The following is a 16,880-nucleotide window of genomic DNA, read 5'->3' as shown; positions in this document are numbered from 1 at the left end:
CGCAATCTGCGAGAGTGAACTGCCGCGTCACTGGAACGTCGACTGAGGCTACGACCATGACACGCACTGCAGCATCTGCCGCGCAGTGCGCGGCGTGACGCCACCTACGTCCGTGGTCCAACCACGTCGTGCGGGCGGGGCGGATCGAATGTAAAGGTCAGCGAGCTGTGGTCGGCAGCGGGAGCTGCGCTGGGTTCGCGGCTGATCGGCCGGCTCGACGTCGCCCGTCCAGACCTTCATTGCTCGATAGGCGAAACCGTCCTGGCTGGCCACCTCGACGCGGAACGAAAAGTGCTGCCCGAGGGTGAACTCTCGGTATCCATCAGTCGCAATGGCAGAGAAGTGGACCCAGCACCCGCCCGGCACATCCGGGCCGTCGATGACACCCAAACCTTCTTCGGCGTCGAAGATGCCTACTGAACCAACGCTCGTCATCGGCCCAGTCCGCACGACACTCGTTGACGTGGCCTGCCAAGTCCGCATCCGTATCTGCCGCCGACGGGGGTCACGGCGCGTGACGAGCGGCCCGTGCAGCTAACAGTCAGGGCTGCCGCGCGTCCGTTAGGTACCGAACCCGCCGCACAGGTAGTACAGGCTCACGGCCAGTCCCAACATCCAGCCAGCCACGAGGCCAGACGATGACCCACGGCCGAGCCGTCCGGACAGCGCGAAACAACTGCCCAGCAACACCAACTGCGCAATGCCGTATGTGAATACGCCGAAGAAGAGCGCCGCGAACCTCCCACCGGCATCCAAGTCCGCATTCGGGCCGCCACCAGCGGCGGTGGCCAGAGCAATCGTGAACCCAACAGCAAGACCGTGCCCAGCGAAGGCGACGACCGCTCCGGCAACCATCGGCCTGGTGATCGTCACCGCCGGAGCGTGACATACGTTGAAGGAACCGAGCTACCTCAGCCCGAACTATTTTCGAAACCGCCTGGCACAACCGCCAGACGGAGCCGCACTGATCTGCCGCTGGGCGAGCGCGGAGTGGCAGCTCAGTCGAACCAGTTGAAGAGCAGGTGACCGAGCCGACTCGGTTGGCGGTAGGCGACATCCTGGCGTTCTTCTTCGGTAAGTAGATGCAGGTGTCGCTCCTCAAGCGGCTGATTCAACTCTGCCATGGTGGCGAGCCGCAGCGCTGCGCGGCGGTAGATCTCCCCGCCGGGGACGTCAACGAACACCGCGTTGACTACGTGGGGATCTTGTCGTTCGGCTCCAGCGACCAGGAATGCCGCAGCGTTGAAGAGGATGCTCAAGGGCCTGCCATCACGAAGTCGCACACCGACCCTGTAGTGGTTTCGGCCGGTCGTCGGTTCCTCGACCGAGGTGGTGACCACACCTTCGACTGACCTGATGCTGGCGTACACCGTGGCCAGCCAGGTGGCACTGGCTGCCTGATCTGGGTGCGGTTTGGTCACTCCCGCTCGGAGCAGTTGGGTGATTTCCACGCAGGGATCCTCCGGCTTTGCGGCGCCGAAGGCGCATCTCAGGAGCGGACGCCCCCACGGTGTGTTGCGGCCAGCTTTCGTGCACGCATCTGCCGCGCCTCGTGCGCTGTGGAGCGTATCCGTCGGTGGGGTCGGATGGCGTCCCGGCTCGTCGATGGCCTACGGGTACGGTTTCAGGGTGCTTGTCGGCGCTACGCGACCGTTGGTCTTTGTCGATGTTGACGGTGTGCTCATTCCGTTCCGGACCCGGTCGACGGGCGCACGCCGTTTGGACAGCGGGGTAGGCGACGTTGCTGACGGCTATGGCAATCCGCTACTGGATCGGCTTGATCCAGCTGACGGCGTGCGTCTGCTCGCTCTGCCGGGCGAGTTGGTCTGGGCGAGCACGTGGATGGCGGAGGCGAACGAGGTCGTCGCGCCGCGGCTCGGCCTTCCGGTGCTTGCGGTCGTGGACTGGCGTGACGACGACGAGGAGCCGGGGCGCGGTGTGCATTGGAAGACTGTGCACCTGGCGCGGTGGGCGGCCGGACGTGCGTTCGTCTGGCTCGATGATGAGATCACGGATGCCGATCGGCGTTGGGTTGCTGCGCACCACTCGCAGCCGGCGCTGCTGCACCGCGTCGATCCGTTCCTCGGACTGGCTGACGCCGACCTTACCGCGGTGCGTAAGTGGCTCGAAAAGCGTGAGGCGACCGGTTGATCAGCTGCGCGGATCTGCCGCTGATGGCGCGGCCAACATGCCGAGGACCGGGCGGTCAGTCCGACGTCGATCAGATCGCCTTCCGTGTCGCGCCTGTCCGCAGGGCGTCGAGGTCCCGTTCGGCGAACTGCCGATGGTGCCACTCCTCGTTCAGGACGATCAGCAGGCACTCGCGTACCGGGAAGCTCTCCGGCGGCGGCCAGCCGGTCCCCTCGACGGGCTCGGTGTGGCCGGCCAGGGACGCGTCGGTCAGGCCGTCGACCACCCTGCGCACGGTGGCCATCCGTTCGCGGCGCAGCGCCAGGACCTCCTCCAGCGAGGGACGGGCCTCGCGGTCGCGCGGGATCCCTGGGGTGCCCGGCATCTCGTCCCACGGCAGGTCGAGCGGGTCCCACGGCGAGGGGTCGCCCAGGATTGCCCGCCGTACCCACGTGTCGGTGGCGAACACCACGTGGCGCAGGGTCTGGATGAACGACCACTCGCCGTCCACCGATTCGTGCAGTAGCCCGGGGTCCAGGCCGCGAGCCCGCTCGACGGTGCCGTCCCAGAGCCGCTCGACGATGCCCCACGCCTCCCGGAATCCATCAGGGTCGGCCGGGCGCATCCTGGCCCGGACGGGGTCGCGCCGGTCGAGCTCCGCATTGACCAGAGGCGCTACATCGACCCCGTTGACCACAAGGCTCAGGTTGTCCCCCGTGAAGTCAGCCATGGCCGGACCCTAGCCACGCACTGCGACAGGCATCGTCCCGAGCGCGGCCGAGGCGAGTTTCTGCGTGTCAGCAGACGCACTCGAAGGACAAGCCGCTACTCGCTGGGGTCGCGATCCAGGCTGCTCGGATAGGGCCATGCCGCTGCGTCTCCGCCCAGGTGGCGGACAGCGCTGCGGCGCGCAGCGGTCCGGTGGGAGCGAACTTGAACCCCGTGTCCTGGACGTCGAGTCGGTCAAGGCCGACCAGATCGTCCTCGTCGTCGAAGGCCATCGCCAAGTCGAGCTGCCACAGCTCGGGCTGCCGGTAGGGATCAACATGGGCACCGACATCAGCGATGGCCAGTTGCCGGGTGAAGGCCAGAACCAGGCGGTTGTCGCTCCATGAGCGTCGGCCCCACTGGATGATGAAGCCATCGGCATCAGAGTCCGGAGTCGGGTCGAGGCCGTCGATGTCCAGTTGCAGGAACTCAGCGAATGCCACCCATGCCGCCTCGACATCGGTCACACAGTCCTGATAATTGCCATGCCGCCGCAGGATCTGCGCGAACACGTCAACGCTGCTCTGCCACGAGATGTGCACGTGGCCAGCATGCCCTGATGGGACAGGGCGCCTGTCGGCCCTGTCCGGTCTCAGGACGTGCGTGACAGATCAGTATCGGGACGTGGGTGACACGTCCGGCTCGACGATCTTCATCGTCAGGGTAGCGGTCCGTTACCCACCGCTGATGGGGGCGGCGTTGACAGGCGGACGGGTCGACCTGTACGTCAGGTGCATACTGGGCGGCCGGGATGAGGACGGTGGTTGTGGGGGCGACAGGACTCGACGAGGCTGTTGCGCGGATCCGAGCCAGCGGTGGCTACCGCTGCCTGGTCTCGGGATACCGATGCCTTGCCATCGGGTTGGTCGTTGGTCTGCTGGTCTTGGTGTCGACGTTCGTCCGCTCCCTACCGGTGACGATGACGTTGTTCGTCATAGCAGCGCTGGGGATCGCCGCTGGCGTGTGTCTCTGCTGGGCGGGCGTGATCAAGCTGCGGGTCGACCGGTTGACGCCACACGGCGGAACCAACCGTCACCGAGCCCTGATGCGAGGACTGTGGCAAGACGTGATCAGGCCAGTGCGGCGCAACCGGCATGAGTAGAGGAGACGCGCACGTGGTCTAGCCGAGATGAGAGCGCCGGGGTGGTGCTGGCCGTAGCGCACCCGGCACCATTTCCGCCATGGCGACCTATGAAGTTGCGTTGGTGCTCCTCGTCGATCCTTCGGAAGCGGTACTCATGCAGCATCGCGACGACCGGACCTCGGTTTCTCCGAACCAGTGGAGTCTGCCGGGAGGCCATGTCGAGCCGGGCGAGACGCCTGAGCAGGCGGCGCGCCGGGAGTTGCTGGAGGAGACGGGCCTGACGGCGGGAGAGTTGCGTAAGGTGTGGAGCGGCCCACGGCCGTACGAGGCCGGCTTCCCGCACACGGTGACTGTTCACGTCTTTCGCGGTACGACCGATGCTCGACAACAGGACGTGATGGTTGGCGAGGGCTGCGCAATGGTGTTCGTCCCCCGGGAAGAGGTTCTCAATCGCGACCTGGCCGTGACGACAGCCGCAGTCCTGCCGCTCCACCTCAGCAACGCCCAGGAGGTGAACTGATCTGCCGCTGGGCGAGCGCGGAGGGGCAGCTTAGTCGAACCAGTGCTGCGCCTATGGTGGTGTGTTTCCAGGATCCCGGCCGAGGTTGGGGCGGGCCGCCGCCGCAGGTGGGTGGGGTGTCCTCGTTGCGGCCGGTCTTCGAGGACGAAGGCCGGGCGGGAGCCCGTGGCTGCCGCCCGACCCTGGCATGGAACCTCCCTAGGCTGCGCGTCCGCGTCGGCGGGGGAGGAGTTTGGCGGCGGCTTCGGCTTTGGCGCGTTCGACGTCGAGTTCGGCGATGACGGAGGTGTAGACGTCGGTCATGGCGGCGGAGGAGTGGCCGAGGAGTTCCTGGATGTCCTTGAGGTCGGCGCCGGCGGCTTTGAGGTAGGTGGCGGCGCAGTGTCGCAGGTCGTGCAGCCGGATCGGGGGTAGGCCGGCGTCGCGGACGAGGTTCTCGAAGCGGTCGGTGACGGCGTTGGGGTGCCAGGGCTGCCCGTCGGGTTGGACGAAGAACAGCCCGGTGTCGGGCCAGGCGGGGCCGGCGGCGAGTTTCCATTGGGCGCGTCGGGTGTGGTGGGCGCGCAGGACGGTCCGGGTGATGCTGGCCAGGGCCATGATCCGGTTACCGGACTCGGACTTGACCTTCTTGATCACGGGTGTGTAGCCGTGGGTGGCCATCTGTTGGGTGACGTGGATCAGGGAGTTGTCGAGGTCTACGGCGGTGTCGGTGAGTCCGACGGCTTCGCCTCGGCGTAGGCCCCGGTGCAGGATCAGCGTAAACAGCGGGTAGAGGGCGGGGTCGTGTTCTTCGGCGTGGTCGAGGAACGCGCCGGCCTGCTGCGGTGTCCACACCATGACAGGGCTGGGCCGCTCGCCGGTAAGACGCCACCGTTGAACGGCGTTGGCCGTCCAGACGCGGGCCTTGGGGCGTACGCCGGAGGGTAGCTCAATATGGGCGGCGGGGTTGAAGTCGATGAGCCGGTGGTTGCCGCGGCGGATGGCGTCGTTGAGCGCTTTACGCAGGGTGGCGCGGATGCGGTGCATGCTGGCCGGTCTGGTGATGCGTTGGCCGCGGACCGTGGCGCGGATCCACGGCTTGTCGCTCTGCCGGGCGATCTCGATGGCGGTGGAGCGGTCGGCGATCGCGGTGAACATGGCCTCGATGTGCTCCACCCGCAGCTTGACCAGCGGGATGGCGCCGAGGTGCGGGATCAGGTGGGTGCGGATGTGGGACTCGTAGGCGAGCAGGGTGTTGGGTTGGACGCTGCGCAGGTTGCGGCGCGACGCCAGCCACGACTCGAGGTACTCGCCGACGGTGGTGGTGACGGTGGCCGGTAGTCCGGCGCGGACGCGGCGGGCGATGGTGTCGCGGTCCGGTAGCGGGGCGCCGGAGGTGACGGTGAGCAGCAGGTCGGCGATCTCGGCGGCGACGGCCGGGTCGTCGGCGGCGAGGGCGAGGAGCGCTTTGGCGTGGTCGCGGTCCGCGGTGGCGGCGTCGCGGGTGTCGAAGGTGCTGCGGCGTAGTTGCCGGCGGGGTTTGCCGGGGTGGGTGGGCAGTTCGAGTTGGTAGGCCCACCGGCCGTGGGTGGGGCTCCACGATCCGTTGGGGCGGCGTAGTTGGGGGCAGCGGTTGCCGATTTTACGGCCGTCGCGGTCGCGGCAGGAGCAGCGTTTGAAGACGGATCCGTCCGCCATGATCAGGTGTTCCCTTCGGTCGGGGTGTGCGGCAGCCGGGGGCTGCGGATTCGGTACGGGGTGATCGACGCGTGACTTCCACCCGGGGTCAAGTCGCCCTCGGTCGGCCCTGTCGGAGGCCCGGGGTTGTCGGTGGTGGGCAGGTGCAGGGCGGTCAGGATCGCCGCGACCGGTACGCGGTAGCGGCTGCCGAACCGCAGCACCGGTACGGGGAACCGGTCGCGTTTGGCCAGGTCGTAGGCGACGGACCGGGACAGCCCGAAGATCCTGGCGGCGGTGCCCAGATCGGTGACCGCGCCCAGGGCGCGGATCCGCGCCGCGGTCCACGTCTCGCGCGAGCCGTCGCCGGTGGAGTGGGTAGGGGTCGTGTGGGTGGCGTGCTGGTCAGGGGTGCTCATCGTGCGGGCGGTCCTTCCGGTGATGGAGACAGCAGAGGCGGCCGTGCCGCCTCTGGGCGGCCAGCCGGTGCAGTGGCTCGCAGGCCGCCACCAGGCCATCCCCACGCCGTCGCCCGGACGACGGCGGATCATCGACGACGCCGAACCGGCACGGGGACGGGTGGAGGCTGGGACGACCCGGCGAGTTGAATGGGCGCGGTGCTCCGGGCTGCGGTGCGCCGACGTGGTGTGCGCTGACACCTAAAAAGCCGCGTTTGTGTGCTCTGGCGAACGCCTGCCTCGCTCACGAAAACTCACAGCGCACACCCGGCCGGCTGGCTCCGACGGCGTTGACCTGCTCATTCGCGCTCACAGAGGCTCCGGACGCGGGCTTCCCGGGGTCGAGGTGCCGCAGCGAGGCCAGCGACACCTCAGCCCAGCCGGGGCGACGCGTCCGCCGGTGCGACGAGGACCGGGTTGTCGGAGAGAGACGCCCACTCGCGCCCGAGGCTCGACGACACCAAACTGCCCGAGGCCGTCGTGCGCAGGGCTGCCCAGACACAGACGCTTGACGTTCAGCCCGGGCCACGCCGGGCACGACAGCCTGGGGAAGCCACCGGTCTATGCCGTCGCTCTCGCGGATCCGATCCGCGCGGCAGCATGGCCACCGGTGGCGGGGCGCCCGCCGCGGACACCAGAAGGGCGGCCACTGGCATGTCACGTGTCATCCACCAAGGTGGATGTCATGGTTGTCTCACCGCGTCCGCGCGGGACATGCGCTGATGTCATGACACCACCCGCCGGCGTGACCGACCTGCCGCAGCGCAATGACTGCGCGGGCGGCGTGACTGTGACGCCCGTCGTGACCGGCGCCGGCCTTCGACGATGCGACTGCGGCGCGCCGGTCACGGGCACGGCGTGGCCGCCCGAGATGTCAAAGCGCAGCTCAGCGAGCTGCTCGGACAGCACGTCAACGACGTGTGTGGATGCCGGATTGTCACAGCGCGGTGTGAGATGCCATCCGGCGGCCCCTCGCGGCGACACACGGTCATCGCGACCGCCGACATGTTCGCAGGCATAGGCGTCCGGTCGCTGTCACTGTCATCGGGACACGGCGCCGGCGGTCTCGATGACACGTCCACGGCGGTACCGCTGTCATGGCCGCTGTCATTGCCGCCGCGTCCATCTAAATCGACAGACATCGTTGAAACGGTCACCGCGTCACCAGTGCGCACCCGGCATCTGTGACACCTCCCGGCCAGCGCACGATTGTCGGCGATCTCGGCGGCGGCGGCCGGGGCGTCGGCGGCGGCCGCCGGTGTTACCGCGACCGTGTGCACCTCACGGCCGACTGCGGCTCACTCCGTCGACGACGCCGGAATGTCATCGCCGCAGGCGTCCGATCGTCATCGGTGTCCAGGCCGCGCGCGGCGATCAGTCGCCGGCCGGCGGGATGGCGCGTTGGCGGCCTGCCGACCGGGGCCTGCCGCGCACCGCTGCGGCCGACAGGCGGACGGCCTCCGGCAAGGGCTGCGAGTGGCGGGAGTCGATGGCCGCGGGTTTCTGCGAACGCTGCCGTGACCCTGCGGGCGTCAGCAGTTCGCTGCTCACAGTCCTGCTCAGACGCGCTGTCGTCGTCGAGTGGCGGGGCGGAGACGCCTGGCCGAGTGCGGTGACGGCTGCGGCTTCAGTCAGGACGGACGCCGCCGGGAGCGGGTGTGGGCCGTCCGCTGTGAGCCGCTGTGAGTTTCCGTGAGTCGCTGTGAGCGGCATATGCATGGGGAATCGGCTGTAGACGGTTGTGTGCCCCGACGGGGTGCGTTCCCGGGCTGGCTCGCCGCTCACAGTCCTGTTCAGAGGCGTATTCGCTGTCGCCGAATGGCCGTGGACGCGGTCGTTGCGGGCGACGGCGCCAGCGGGCGTGACAGGGGCGAATGGCGGTGGCATACCGGCGTTGACCTGCGTTGTGAGCGGCTGTGAGTGGGCCGTGGCGTAATCGGCGTTCCAGCGCCGCCGGGACGCGGCGGCGCCTGATGGTCTTCCTGACCCGGGAGTGCTGATCATGAGTGTGTCCGACACGATCTGGCCCGCCGCGCCTCTGGACGCCGTCGAGGTCGCGTTCGCCGCGTTGAGCGGCGACCCCGAGCCCCTGTCCATCGACCTTGACGTGGTAGGTCCGGTCGACGGTCTACCGGCGGGTGTCGTGGCGTTGCCGGCGCTGCGGGAGTGGCTGTTGGCGAACCCGCGTGCCTACCGCGCCCGCGACGCGGTGTGGCGGGAGTTGATCCGCCGCGCCCGCCTGGACGGACCGCAGTGGGTCATCGCCGCGGCCGGGATGGCGATGCCGGCGCTGCGCCGCTACGCGAGGCGGTTGTCCGACGGCTACCGCGATGATCCCGACGACATCGGCGCGGAGATCCTCGCGGGTTTCCTGGCGGCGCTGCGTAACCACGTGGACGTGGCCAGCCGGGCACCGTATGCGTCGTTGTGCCGGGCCGGGTGGCGCGCGGGCTACGCGTTGCGTCAGCAGGCCCGCGAGTACCTCACGGTTGAGAACGTGGAGCGCGTCACGGGCCCACGGACACCACGGGTGCCCTACGGGCATCCGGACGTGCTGGTACGCCGCGCGGTGCGCCTGGGGATCCTCGACGCCGACGACGAGCAGGCCTACATCGACGTGCGGCTGGGACGGCGGGCCATGGACCCGATCGCGGCTCGCATGGGCATCAGCACCGACGCCCTGCGCATGCGGCTGGGCCGTATCGACACCCGCCTCGCCGAAGCCCTCGCCTCAGGAATCCTGACCGGCGCGGCATCCCCGCAGGCCACCGAGGCGTTGGCGGCGCGAGCCGAACGCCGGGCCAGCCTGCGCGCCGCCAGCCGCCGTCGCCTCCCCACCACCACGTCGACGGCAGCGGCGTAGGTCCGATGTCCCCCGAAGCCCGTCTCGCGGCGCCGTCACCCTCCCAGATGAAGCTGCTGAACTGGATGACCTCGACTGAGAAAGCCGCCCGCTGTGAGTGGCTGTGAGCGGTTGTGAGTGGGACAGGCGTTCGTCAGAGCACACAAACGGCGGTTTCTTGATGACGGCGCCGGAGACCGCGGTGCGCTCGGCTTCACGCCGTGCCGCATGCCTCAGCCGTCGATCCGGCCGCGCTGACCGGCCGGGAGGCGCGTTCGGGCACCACCCGGCGAGCCGGCGCGCACTGTCACCCGCCGCGACGCAGTCACCGCGGTGGCGTAATCCGCCCGTGTGGGCCGTACCGATGCGGTCGCACAGCCATTCATCCACCCCTGCCACCCCCGAAGCCGGGGGATGGCACCACCTTGGAGGTACCGGTCATGGCGACCACCTACCATCCCCAGTTCACTGCCCCGTCCACCCGACCCATCCCGGCAGAACTGCTCCTAGCCGAGAGCAGCCGCCTGCGCCTGCCCGACTGGTGGGCCGTCGAGATGCTCGCCGAGCACCGCGTCCTGACCACCGCGCAGCTCACCGCACTCGGCTTCACCACCACCACGGCGTCAGCCACCCGACGTCTGGCGATCCTCGCCCGCTGCGGCTGGATCGACCGCCTCTGGAACACCGACGCCGCGGCCACCGCCGACACCTCGTGGTGCCTCGGCCCGATCGGCACCCAACTCACCCCACTCGCCGAAAACCGCGACGTCACACCGGCGCAGGTGTACCGCGCCCGCGACCGGCTCCGCGAGCATGCCGGCCTGCCCGGCCTGCTGCAGGCCAACGAGTTCTTCGTCGACCTGGCCACCCACTCGCTCACCAACCCCGGGAGTGACCTGCGCACCTGGTGGTCACCGCGCACTTGCCGATACGTCACCGGAGCGCGACATGCGGCGTGGCACGGCGAGTACATCCACGACCGCGACCGCCACGCGTTCTGGTACCAGCCCCACCCCGGCGAGCTCCGACCCGCCGACCTCGCCGACCACGTCCATGCCTACCGGCGGCTGGCCGAACGGACCGGCCTGGCGACCCTGCTGTTCCACGCCGTCGACCCGCAACGCGAGCAGGAACTGCGGCGCCACCTCGAGCGCCGCTACACGCGGCACCTCACCGTCGTCACCAGCAACCCGGAGCAGGGCCACCCGGCCGGGCCGGTCTGGCAGCCGATCGGCGAGACACACCGCCTCGCCCTGACCGACCTTTCCCACACCCCCGAGCAGTGGCCGCCCGACACCGTGACACTCAAGGAGGTACGGCCCCGAGTCCCACACCCCATCTACGACCCCGAGCGCCCCTACGACGAATCCGTCGCCGACGGCGAGTACCACTACCCGCCGCGTCCCTGACCAACCGACCGCTGCTCCTCGACCGGACCAACCGGGCCGGTCGAGGAGCAGACCGGGGCAGCCCAACGAAGCACTTAACCCGCTCGCTGCAAGGGGGACTACCGGAGGTTGCCGTTTGATCCGAACCTGAACGGTGTCGCCGGCGGCTCTCACACCGCAGGCCGCAGCCGCGGTGACCAATTTCGACCGGCAGGCGACTGACAATATCCCTGCCCGCGAAACTCGGCCAAACGCGCGAGACCAGGGAGGTTGCCATCTCCAACCAGGCCTCCGTGACGCGACTACGGAGCTCCGGTTACTCCCGCCGGCTGCGGCCACGGAACGCCCCAACCTCACATCCACTCGCACCTGCGACCTTGGAGCAACAACGATGATCACCTCGCACCGCGAGCCTCACCAGCCTCACCTGCCCGACTCACACCCACTCTCACCGCACCGTCAAACGAGACCCGCTGTGCCCGGCGCTTCAGCAGTCAGTGCCGACCTCCGTTCTACCGTCCGTCTTGATCCTGACCCCCAACCTGACCCCTCGCGGCCGCTCACACCCCAGGCCAGCCCCGCTGTCAGGAGTCTGGGACCGCTCCAGACAGACCCTCCAGTCTCGGGTCTCTCCCCAGGGGTTTGTGCCGATGGGTAGACACCTACCAGCAGCGGATCCGCTACTGCGGCTGCAGGCCAGCATCACCGCCCGCGACGACCGCCTCCTCGGCTGGCTCTACGACCACGGCGTGCTCACCACCGACCAGATCGCCGCCGCCCTGTTCCCGTCCCTGGACTTCACCCAACGCCGGCTACGCCGCCTCACCGCCCTGCGAGCGGTCGACCGGTTCCGACCCAACAAAGCCGACGGCGGCTCCTACCCCTACCACTACGTCCTGGACCAACTCGGCTACGACCACGTCCACGCCCAACGCGGACTCCCACGAGGCCGCCGCGACCAAGCCCGCCGCCGCAAACAATCACTCACCCGCCGGCCGGACCTGCCGCACTTGCTCGGCGGCAACCAGGTCTTCATCGACCTCGCCGCCCACGCCCGCACCCACCCCGACACCGAGCTGGTCCGCTGGCAGCCCGCATCGGCCTACCACGAACCCGGCACCCTCTACCGCAAAGGCGACGACCCGCAGTTCATCCTCGCCGGACCGACCGGCTTCCCCCGGCCGGACGGCACCGGGGTGTGGGCCGAGCACGGGCGGTCCGTGCCGTTCTTCCTCGAGTACGACACCAGCGGGGAAAACCTCCAGGTCCTCATCGACAAAGTCATCAAGTACGAGCGGCTGTACACCATGAGCACCTGGGCGTGGCCGGTGCTGTTGCACCTGCCCTCCGCACGACGCGAGGCGAACCTGCACCACCGCCTCGCCGGCATCAGCCTGGAAACGGTCATCGCCACCACCACCGCCGAACTGCGCACTGCACTCGCCGCCAGCCCAGCAGATCGGGTCTGGCAACTACCCGGCTGTACCGGCCGTCACCGCCTCCTCGACCTGCCCTACATCGACGCCCACCACGACGATCAATACCCCACCCGCGGCCAGCCCACCCCGGACGAGCGGGCCGCCTACTGAGGGGAGCGGAACACACGGCGTGCGTGGACCGGGCCGGATCCGGTAAGCGGCAACGGGCGTGACCGCCAGGAGAGGACAACGACGTTCGCCAGACACCGCCGTGAAGACCCTGCCCAGCCGAGGCAACAAGTCGACACCGCGCCCTGAAAGCAACTCGACCCGCACAGACAACCAGCTGAGGGCCCCATATCTCGCCTTGGCTACCGGGCCTCACGAACGATCCGCAACGCGGAGATCACAGCGGCTTGTGTCGTTGTGGCCAGACCAGGGAGCGAGCTGTCGTACAACTCCATCAGGCGTCCATGTGCCCATCGTCGGAGTTGATCGTCGGACTGGCCGGGAGGGGCAGACAGCAGGTCGTCGAGCAGGTGAGCGGCGACCCGGGTATGGACACCGGCGCGGATCCAGGCGAGCGAGTCCGGTGTGTCCGCGCCTGATCGCACGGCTAGTGGGAGCAGATTTAGCGCCCTGACGGCTTCGGCCGGCAGCGCCCATGGACCGTCGGGTTCGCGTTCTTGGCCGAGCATGACGATGGCGGTGAGGGCTCCCGCGATGAGGGGGAGTCCGAACCGAAAGGCGTCGCTGGTGACGGTGATTGCCCGCGGAAGCGGATCTTGCGGACCACGCTTAGCGTTACCGGCGACGCTTCTGGAGTGGATGTGGTCGGCTACCGCGATGACCGGTTCGCCGCTCATCCATGAACGCAGCGCCGCCCGGTAGGCAGACCAGGCGTCCGTGCGCGCGGCGCCAGTGTCAAAGATGTTTGACAGCTTGCTCGCATCCCCATAGGGGGTGGACGGCAGGATGCGTCGCAGCTGCGCCGGAGGCAGCTGTTCGAGGAGATCCAGCATCAGGTCTGCCCAGGATGTGATCGTGCCTGGTGCCGCAGTGCTCTCAAGGCGCGCCCGCAGGTATCGGTAGAGCGTGGCGGTCTCGGGGAGCGCGATGCCGGATTGGTGGGCGGCGAACGCAACCCACGCGGGTGCGCCTGCGGAGTGGATGAAGGTGTTGCCCGTGACCGTGATCGCGTTCGTGATCTCCGGCACCCGGTGTTGCGCGCCTGCTCGGTGGACGGCCCAGGTTTTGCTCATCACCTGCGCTGTGTCGTCCTCGTCACCGTCCTCGAAGGCCAGGAAGCTGAATGCGGTGTGTTCTGCGGCGGTCATGTCCTCGGGCGTCAGTGCGCCGGAGAGTGCGTCGCGGATTAGCCCGTCCAGCGCGCTGCTTAGTTCTGACGACGCGTCTTCGTCCTGCAGGAACTCCGCGTTGCGCACGGCGCGCTGGGCGTCCGCCGAGGAGCTGAGCACGATGGCCCGGTTCGGCACAACGATAGCCATCGAGCGAGGGGCGATGTGGGCGCGGCCGGCACGCCCGATTGCGTTCAGTAGCTGTGCACGGGCTTGATCACGTCGCTGTTGTGCGGTGGAGGTGTTGTCGTAGCCGATCTCGGTGCCGCCGATGACGACGGCGGTGGCGGGGAGGTTGAGCCCTTGTGCCATGGTTCCGGTGGCGTACATGGCGACGGCAAGGCCGCGCTCGAAAGCGATCTCGCTGGCACGCTGCTCTTCGCGGAGCAGGGCGCTTGTGTGTACGGCAACGCCGTGTCGCAGATGTGCGCGAAGCGCCGACGATACGCCGAGTTCGAGTTCGGCCAAGTGCAGAAGAGCTTCGACTGTGCTGTCGGTTGGCGCAGCGGCGAACTGCGTCATGCCGGCTGCGTGGAAACTGTCGTGTTTGCTGCGTGGCAGGAAGGCGAGAATCTTGTCGCCGCGTAGGCCGAGGCGCTGCACGATCGCGGCAGTGGCCGGGGTGCAGTAGCCGGCGGGGTCCCAGCGGGCGTTCCGGGTGACCGCGGCAGGTACTTCGATGTCGGTCTGCACGAGCGTGTAGTCGTTGACGGCTTGGCTTGCCCACGCGCCCTGCAGACCAGCAAGCAGGGCGATGGGCGTGTTGAACTTTTGCCGTTTGCGGTGGGGAGGGAGTACCCGAAGCTGCTGGTAGGCGGCGTTGGCGGCTGCGTTGCCGCGGTCGCGGTCGATGCCGGCGATCGCGCGGAGGGTGCGGGTCGGACGCCAGGGCTCGTTGATCACGACCGTGGGTGTTGCAGTCGCCTGGCTGAGCCATGCTCCGAGGTCGGAGGGGTTGGCGATTAGGGCGGACATCAGCAGCAGTCGCGCCTGCCGGGCACGGTGCATGATCTCTGCGATAACCAGCTCGGCGATCACGCCGCGGCCGGCCCGGTCACCGAGAAGGTGCGCTTCGTCAAAGACACACAGGGCCAGTTTCTCGAAGGCCTCCGGGTTCTGCCGCAGCGCGAGGGAGCATTTCTCCGGGGTCATAACGAGGACCTGCCGGTCTTCGATCTGTTCTAGGGACTCACCGATCAGCTGCGTGTATTCGGCGCCGCCCAGGAACTCTCGTACCGTCGCACGGCCGAAGACGTCAGCGACCTGTCGGCGGATCTGGCCGACGAGCGCGTTGGTCGGCGCTAGGTAAACGACCCAGCCCCGGCACAAGGCTTGGCTTATGGCGAGTTCGGCGACGGATGACTTGCCTGAGTTGGTAGGTACTGCCACCACGGCGTGGACCTCGGGCCCGGGGAGCGTTGCGTCCGCGTATTCCTGGGCGGCGGGCCAGAGCAGCGGCCGACTCGCGGCACGGTCGCGCTGGTAGGCCGCGAAAAGGTCCCCGGTGTCCTGCGGCGGAGGCGGTACCGCCCGCAGCGCCCGGGAGCCCGTCTCGTCGCAGGCGGCGGCCAGCAGGAGCAGCAGGTGATGAAGGTCGGGGTGGGCGGCTGGCCGTGCGGGTACCTGGTCCCGGTTCTCGAGCCGCTCGGCAAGGGACCGCAGTGCAGCGCCGGCGTTCGGGTCGGCCCCCGTGCGGACCATGAGCCAGTCGAGATGGTCGGAGACGTGGACGCCGATCCGGCGCCACAGTTCGTGCCGAACCAGGATACGAGTCGGATGTGCTTCCTGGTCGAGGGCCGGTGCAGCGACCTCGGCCGCCGGTGCCAGACGACATAGGCCCACAATTCGCCGCACCGCCCAGGTGGCGATCGGCCCTTCTGGGCTGTCGTCTCCTACGTCCCCGGCGCCGATGCTGGCGACCGTCAGCGCAGCATTGGCGTCGTACCCGGCGATCAGGTAGAGCAAGGCGGCTTCGACCCGCTCGAAGCTGCGTTCGGGCCCGAACAACCAGAACCGGGAGCCGTTGCTAGCCCGAAGTTGCTCGTCCGTCTCGTCGGCGTTTGCTAGGTCATGCGCGATGGTCAGGGCCTCTGCGGCGACGAAGGCACACGCCCGGACGACAAGCTGTTCGGCCTGAAGGGGCAGGATCGCGTGCAGTTCCAGTGCCGTCGCCAGTCGGCGGAGCATCTCCACCGACGCCGCCGCACGCTGATCGGCGCCCAGCCGCGGGCCGGTGGTCTCGAGCCAAGCCGTGGTGAGGATCCGGCGAATCTGATCGACGGTCAGGTCGGCGATGGCGGGCAGTGCCGCAAGCAGGTTGTTGATTCCCCGGTTGAACACTAGGCGACCACCTCATCGACCGCTGCACGCATCGCGTCCGCAACGGCGTCGAAGAATGCGTGGAAGTTCGGCAACTGCACGACGATGACCCGACGCCGCTCGAGCGGCGTCCTCATCCGGTCGAACTTGGGTCGAGCGGTCGTGAAGTCGTAGTCATCCTGGTAGACAATGATCGGCAGGTAGGACGCGTTGTCGCTCCACAGCGAGTCCTTGACCTGCTGCTTGAGACCCGGCTCCAGAACATAGCGGAACGCGGAAAGCCGAGCGCGCAGGTCCGGGCCGTGAATGCCCTTCTCCACTTCAGCAAACAAGTTCAGCGCCTCGCCGAAGTTGGTTCCCGCGTTCGACTCGGTCGACTTGCTTTCGCCGATGGACACGCCGAGCACGCCGTTCTGCACGTAGGTGCCCACCGAATCTAGGCCCTGCCGTGTGACCGTCTGATGCATCTCGGACAACGTGCAGATCCGCCCATCGACGCACGAGGTCTCCCGGCGGGCACTGAGCATCAACAGGGCGTGCCCGACACCTTCGCCGATCCATGCGTTGCGGCGCGTGTCGCGAACCTGCCGCTGAGCCTCCGTCATAAAGACATTGTCGTTACCGATCAGGGACGTGACAGTTCTGCGGATCTCCTCACGGCGGTCGACACCTCGCGCCAGCAGGTCCTCCGACAGTTGCGCGTCGATGCCCACGGCGCCGGCCAGCGTGCCGACGAGGTACCGACCCATGACGACGGGGATCTCTACGGCGTCCAGCCCGGAGATGAGGACAACCGTGTGGCTCGACGCCGTGTTGCCGGGGTGGAAAACGACACATCTCTCGATCTCGTCGAGCGCTGCGGTCAAAAGGTCGATCACACTGCCCACGCCAACGCCCAACTCTGCTTCTCCCTTCCCGCTCCGCGGTCGTGTGCATACG

The 16,880-nt window shown here is 68.3% G+C and carries 14 protein-coding genes; 5 read left to right on the top strand and 9 right to left on the bottom strand.

The window, feature by feature from the left end:
• Positions 1 to 48: 48 nt before the first annotated feature.
• From GA0070213_RS32535 to GA0070213_RS14760, 3 genes are all read right to left on the bottom strand, one after another.
• A complete protein-coding gene (locus GA0070213_RS32535; RefSeq protein WP_091063071.1) occupies positions 49 to 435 on the bottom strand; it encodes a cold shock domain-containing protein in 387 nt (128 codons plus the stop codon).
• A 126-nt stretch (positions 436 to 561) separates the two neighbouring features.
• Positions 562 to 873 (bottom strand): hypothetical protein, encoded by a 312-nt coding sequence (locus GA0070213_RS14765; protein ID WP_139128674.1) that lies wholly within the window; start codon positions 871 to 873, stop codon positions 562 to 564.
• Between the two features lie 125 nt (positions 874 to 998).
• The gene (locus GA0070213_RS14760) at positions 999 to 1,451 is read right to left on the bottom strand and encodes a hypothetical protein (protein ID WP_245716393.1); all 453 of its coding nucleotides are present in this window, start codon (positions 1,449 to 1,451) and stop codon (positions 999 to 1,001) included.
• Between the two features lie 202 nt (positions 1,452 to 1,653).
• On the opposite strand from GA0070213_RS14760, the gene GA0070213_RS14755 reads away from it, so the two are divergent.
• Positions 1,654 to 2,151 (top strand): HAD domain-containing protein, encoded by a 498-nt coding sequence (locus GA0070213_RS14755; RefSeq protein WP_342670500.1) that lies wholly within the window; start codon positions 1,654 to 1,656, stop codon positions 2,149 to 2,151.
• A gap of 70 nt (positions 2,152 to 2,221) precedes the next feature.
• On the opposite strand, the gene GA0070213_RS14750 is transcribed toward GA0070213_RS14755, so the two are convergent.
• A complete protein-coding gene (locus tag GA0070213_RS14750; protein ID WP_091063057.1) occupies positions 2,222 to 2,860 on the bottom strand; it encodes a DinB family protein in 639 nt (212 codons plus the stop codon).
• Positions 2,861 to 2,927: 67 nt separating this feature from the next.
• On the bottom strand, positions 2,928 to 3,440 hold the full coding sequence (locus GA0070213_RS14745; RefSeq protein ID WP_091063053.1) for a hypothetical protein: 513 nt from the start codon (positions 3,438 to 3,440) through the stop codon (positions 2,928 to 2,930).
• A gap of 639 nt (positions 3,441 to 4,079) precedes the next feature.
• Between GA0070213_RS14745 and GA0070213_RS14735 the strand changes: the two genes are divergently transcribed.
• The gene (locus GA0070213_RS14735; RefSeq protein ID WP_091063046.1) at positions 4,080 to 4,502 is read left to right on the top strand and encodes an NUDIX hydrolase; all 423 of its coding nucleotides are present in this window, start codon (positions 4,080 to 4,082) and stop codon (positions 4,500 to 4,502) included.
• Positions 4,503 to 4,700: 198 nt separating this feature from the next.
• Here GA0070213_RS14735 and GA0070213_RS14730 read toward each other — a convergent pair whose 3' ends face one another.
• Positions 4,701 to 6,179, bottom strand: coding sequence for a tyrosine-type recombinase/integrase (locus GA0070213_RS14730; protein WP_091063042.1), 1,479 nt, complete (start codon positions 6,177 to 6,179; stop codon positions 4,701 to 4,703).
• 2 nt (positions 6,180 to 6,181) lie between these two features.
• Complete coding sequence (locus tag GA0070213_RS14725; protein ID WP_245716391.1) at positions 6,182 to 6,577, bottom strand: helix-turn-helix transcriptional regulator; 396 nt, start codon at positions 6,575 to 6,577, stop codon at positions 6,182 to 6,184.
• A gap of 2,041 nt (positions 6,578 to 8,618) precedes the next feature.
• Here GA0070213_RS14725 and GA0070213_RS14720 point away from each other — a divergent pair.
• The 3 genes from GA0070213_RS14720 to GA0070213_RS14710 all read left to right on the top strand — a co-directional run bounded on the left by GA0070213_RS14720 (position 8,619) and on the right by GA0070213_RS14710 (position 12,435).
• Positions 8,619 to 9,479, top strand: a complete 861-nt coding sequence (locus GA0070213_RS14720) for an RNA polymerase sigma factor (RefSeq protein WP_091063254.1) — start codon at positions 8,619 to 8,621, stop codon at positions 9,477 to 9,479.
• A 419-nt stretch (positions 9,480 to 9,898) separates the two neighbouring features.
• A complete protein-coding gene (locus GA0070213_RS14715) occupies positions 9,899 to 10,867 on the top strand; it encodes a replication-relaxation family protein (protein WP_091063038.1) in 969 nt (322 codons plus the stop codon).
• A gap of 629 nt (positions 10,868 to 11,496) precedes the next feature.
• Positions 11,497 to 12,435, top strand: coding sequence for a replication-relaxation family protein (locus GA0070213_RS14710; protein WP_091063036.1), 939 nt, complete (start codon positions 11,497 to 11,499; stop codon positions 12,433 to 12,435).
• Between the two features lie 200 nt (positions 12,436 to 12,635).
• On the opposite strand, the gene GA0070213_RS14705 is transcribed toward GA0070213_RS14710, so the two are convergent.
• Positions 12,636 to 15,962: a DEAD/DEAH box helicase gene (locus GA0070213_RS14705; protein ID WP_091063034.1), complete on the bottom strand. Its 3,327-nt coding sequence runs from the start codon at positions 15,960 to 15,962 to the stop codon at positions 12,636 to 12,638.
• The gene (locus tag GA0070213_RS14700; RefSeq protein WP_139128672.1) at positions 15,962 to 16,828 is read right to left on the bottom strand and encodes a hypothetical protein; all 867 of its coding nucleotides are present in this window, start codon (positions 16,826 to 16,828) and stop codon (positions 15,962 to 15,964) included. Before GA0070213_RS14700 ends, GA0070213_RS14705 begins: the two co-directional genes overlap by 1 nt.
• Positions 16,829 to 16,880 lie beyond the last annotated feature (52 nt).

The sequence above is a fragment of the Micromonospora humi genome (assembly GCF_900090105.1).
GTDB classification, from domain to species: domain Bacteria; phylum Actinomycetota; class Actinomycetes; order Mycobacteriales; family Micromonosporaceae; genus Micromonospora; species Micromonospora humi.
The sequence above is the reverse complement of the archived record's forward strand: the minus strand, read 5'-3'. Positions and strand labels throughout refer to the sequence as shown.

What these genes read in the sequence shown, in the direction of transcription:
- GA0070213_RS32535 (WP_091063071.1), bottom strand. Translation starts at nt 435, where the DNA reads ATGACGAGCGTTGGTTCAGTAGGCATCTTCGACGCCGAAGAAGGTTTG.
- GA0070213_RS14750 (WP_091063057.1), bottom strand. Translation starts at nt 2,860, where the DNA reads ATGGCTGACTTCACGGGGGACAACCTGAGCCTTGTGGTCAACGGGGTC.
- GA0070213_RS14735 (WP_091063046.1), top strand. Translation starts at nt 4,080, where the DNA reads ATGGCGACCTATGAAGTTGCGTTGGTGCTCCTCGTCGATCCTTCGGAA.
- GA0070213_RS14730 (WP_091063042.1), bottom strand. Translation starts at nt 6,179, where the DNA reads ATGGCGGACGGATCCGTCTTCAAACGCTGCTCCTGCCGCGACCGCGAC.
- GA0070213_RS14725 (WP_245716391.1), bottom strand. Translation starts at nt 6,577, where the DNA reads ATGAGCACCCCTGACCAGCACGCCACCCACACGACCCCTACCCACTCC.
- GA0070213_RS14720 (WP_091063254.1), top strand. Translation starts at nt 8,619, where the DNA reads ATGAGTGTGTCCGACACGATCTGGCCCGCCGCGCCTCTGGACGCCGTC.
- GA0070213_RS14715 (WP_091063038.1), top strand. Translation starts at nt 9,899, where the DNA reads ATGGCGACCACCTACCATCCCCAGTTCACTGCCCCGTCCACCCGACCC.
- GA0070213_RS14710 (WP_091063036.1), top strand. Translation starts at nt 11,497, where the DNA reads ATGGGTAGACACCTACCAGCAGCGGATCCGCTACTGCGGCTGCAGGCC.